Origin of the sequence: Paratractidigestivibacter sp. (genome assembly GCF_052362415.1) — a bacterium.
In the GTDB taxonomy this organism is placed as follows: domain Bacteria; phylum Actinomycetota; class Coriobacteriia; order Coriobacteriales; family Atopobiaceae; genus Paratractidigestivibacter.
In genome coordinates this window covers 1-3,103 of the sequence record NZ_DAWEMK010000022.1, presented here as the reverse complement: position 1 = coordinate 3,103, position 3,103 = coordinate 1, and the positions used below count along the sequence as shown (strand labels likewise).

3 protein-coding genes are annotated in these 3,103 nt (G+C 67.9%); 2 read left to right on the top strand and 1 reads right to left on the bottom strand.

The window, feature by feature from the left end:
- The coding region (locus ACT84W_RS03720; protein ID WP_444328242.1) for a hypothetical protein at positions 1–1,105 on the top strand (1,105 nt) is incomplete at its 5' end.
- A gap of 117 nt (positions 1,106–1,222) precedes the next feature.
- Here the strand turns inward: ACT84W_RS03720 and rpmE are convergent.
- Positions 1,223–1,657 (bottom strand): 50S ribosomal protein L31, encoded by a 435-nt coding sequence (gene rpmE / locus ACT84W_RS03715; RefSeq protein WP_444328241.1) that lies wholly within the window; start codon positions 1,655–1,657, stop codon positions 1,223–1,225.
- 205 nt (positions 1,658–1,862) lie between these two features.
- Here rpmE and ACT84W_RS03710 point away from each other — a divergent pair, with 205 nt between their 5' ends.
- Positions 1,863–2,636: a type III pantothenate kinase gene (locus tag ACT84W_RS03710; protein WP_444328240.1), complete on the top strand. Its 774-nt coding sequence runs from the start codon at positions 1,863–1,865 to the stop codon at positions 2,634–2,636.
- Positions 2,637–3,103: the final 467 nt, after the last annotated feature.

Here is a 3,103-nt window from a genome sequence, read left to right as displayed (position 1 = left end):
TAAATGGGGAGACCCCGACGAGCTCGCGCTCAAGGACGTGAAGGTCAAGTCCGCGAAGCGCGCGAGCGCGGCTTCCGACCCCGCGAGCGCGCAGTTCGGGGCCTCCGCCTACGCAACGGCGACGGTCGAGGCCACCTACGAGAACGACTCGGTCCGCGCGACCAAGGAGGCGACGCTCGGCTTCGCCAAGGTGGCCGGCAACTGGACGGCCATCGGCCAGGAAGAAGATACGTCCGTCTCGTACGAGCCGCTTGCCGGAGTAAACGAAGCGCAGGTCAAGGCAAACATCTCCGACTTGCTCGAGCGCGCCGAGCAGGGGATGCACGACACTTCGGGCGCAGGCTCCGCAAGCGGCTCCGGCACAGACTCAGCAGGCGCGGACACGGACGCAGGCGGCAGCATCGGCGAGCTCAGCCTCGCGGGGATCTACGCCGACGGGAAGCTCGAGGTCGCATCTTCCGACTTCGACGCCGACGCGAAGACCGACGTCGTGCGCCTACACGCCGAGAAGGACGGCGCCTTCGACAAGCGCTCCTGCGACATAGAGGCGACCTTCTCGTTCCGCTCGGTCAACGGCCTGTGGGAGATCACCGACACCAAGGTGCCCGCCGATGCCAAGGCGCGCGACTTCTCGCCGCTCATCGGCACGTGGGAGGGCACGTTCCAGACGCAAGAAACGGACGGCGGCAAGTGCCTGGCCGCGGCCGAGGCGCCGCTTGTGCTCACCATCGCCGCGCAGGAGGGCAAGGGAGCGGTCGACGGCTCGGGCTCGCAGCTCACCGGAAGCATCGATGTGCTCGCGCACTTCCATGCGCAGCCGTCCCGCGACTCGAAGTCCGCCGGCGGCGACGAGGCGCTGCACGGGGTCGCGCTCACCGCGGGCTACGCCGGCGACACCGCCGAGAAGGGCCTCTCGTTCACCGGGACGCTCCCCGACCAAGCGGGCGGCAAGGTCGACGTCGAGCTCGACTTCGGCCCCGGCGGCGACGTGACGGCCGCGGTCGCCAAGGTCACGACGAGCCACACCCGCACGTCTTCGTTCCTCTTTATCCCCTACTCCGAAACCGCGATGTACACCGACACCTACCTGCTCAGAAGGAAATAGAAAGAGGCCCGTCGTCGACGGGTGACACGACCGGCGGCCCCAATGACCGTTACCGGCGCACAAAAAGGGCCCCGAGCATGACGCTCGGGGCCCTTCGCGTTGCCATGAAGCGATGAGCTACTCGGCAGCGGCCTCGGTCTCGGCGGGAGCCTCGGCAGCCTCGGCCTCAGCGGCGGGAGCCTCGGCGGCAGCCTTGGCGGCCTCAGCGGCGGCCTTCCTCTCGTACTCAGCGGCACGAGCGGCCTTGGCGGCAGCCTTGGCCTCAGCGGCGGCCTTGCGGGCGGCCTCGGCCTCAGCGGCCTTGGCGGCCTTGGCGGCCTTGGCCTCCTGAGCCTTCTTGAGCTGGGCAGCGGCGGCGCCACCGAACTTGTCGGCGAAGCGCTGGACGCGGCCGCCGGTGTCGACGAGCTTCTGCTGGCCGGTGTAGAACGGGTGGCACTTGTCGCAGAGGTCGATGGTCATCTCGGGCTTGGTCGCACGCGTCTTCCACGTGTTGCCGCAGGTGCAGCGAACGGTGCACTCCACGTAATTCGGGTGAATACCTTGCTTCATAGCAGGACTCCTGTTCGTCGGCCCTGGTTCCGACCAGGGCAGGGGTTTTGTCCTGGTTGTGGCCAGGACGGTCAAGCTTTTCGAGTTTAACAGAACTCTCGCCGAGCTGTTCGAACGTTCTATGGAGATTTGCGTTACAGTTGGCGGGTAACGAGGGTCGCCGCGCGGCGGGGCCCGCACTTCCGGCACGTCGAAAGGTCCCCAGATGTTCCTCGCCATCGATGTGGGCAACACCCAGTCAACGCTCGGCCTCTTCAACGAGGACGGGACCCTGGCACACGGCTGGCGCATGGCCACCGCCGCGACCGACACCTCGGACATGCTGCACGCGCGGCTCTACGGCTACTTCGCCAAGGACGGATTCGAGCTCGGCGACGTGACCGACGCCGCCGTGGCGAGCGTGGTCCCCGCGCTCCAGCGCGCCTGGCTGGTCTGCCTTCGCGAGCAGCTCGGCTGTGAGCCATTGGTGGTCAGCGCCGCCTCCGACTACGGGATGCCCGTGGACATGCCCAACCCTGCCGCCGTCGGCGCCGACCGCATCGCCAACGCCGTCGCCGCCATTCAGACCTACGGCGCGCCCGTGATCGTGGTCGACTTCGGCACCGCGACGAACATCGACGTCGTCGACGAGCGCGGCGCCTACCGCGGCGGCGCCATCAGCCCTGGCCTCATGCTGAGCGCGAGCGCGCTGTTCTCGAAGGCGGCCAAGCTCGCGAGCATCCCCGTGGTCGCCCCGGCCCGCGCGCTCGGCGACACGACCGAGACCGCCATGCAGTCCGGCCTCGTCATTGGCGCGGCGGCACAGGCCGAGGGCCTCGTCGCGCGCATCAAGGCCGAGATCGGCTGCCCCAACGCGACCGTAGTGGGCACCGGCGGGCTCGCGCGGACCGTGAGCGCCGCGACGGACCTCTTTGACGCGATCGACCCCGACCTCACCCTGCGCGGCATCCGCGAGATCTGGCTGCGCCAGACAAAGTAAGAAGAAAGAAGCCCGTCCTTCGCGCAGGTGGAGGTATCGCCCGCAAGACGCGTGGGCTTTAGGGCGATACGGGCTTCTTGCTTCCCTGTCGACGGCGGCGTCGAACGAAGCACGGGCTCACGGGAATCCGGCAGCGTCGGTAATCCTGCACGGAAGGCACAGTCACCGGAACCCGGGACCGTCGGTAATCCCGCACGGGTTTTCCGGACCGTCGGTAATGCGTGCGCGGGAATCCGGGAGCGTCGGTACCGACACCCCGATAATCCCGCGCAAAGAAGTGCGCTTCTCACCAGAAACCGGGAGCGTCGGTAATCGCTGCAACAAAACCCGGGAGCGTCGGTACCGACGCTCCCGGATTCCCGTGCAGGATTACCGACACTCCCGGATTTTGGTGCGGGATTACCGACGCTGCCGGATTCACGTGCAACGCCTACAGGATCGCGGGCTAGAGCGCGCGGACCGAGGCC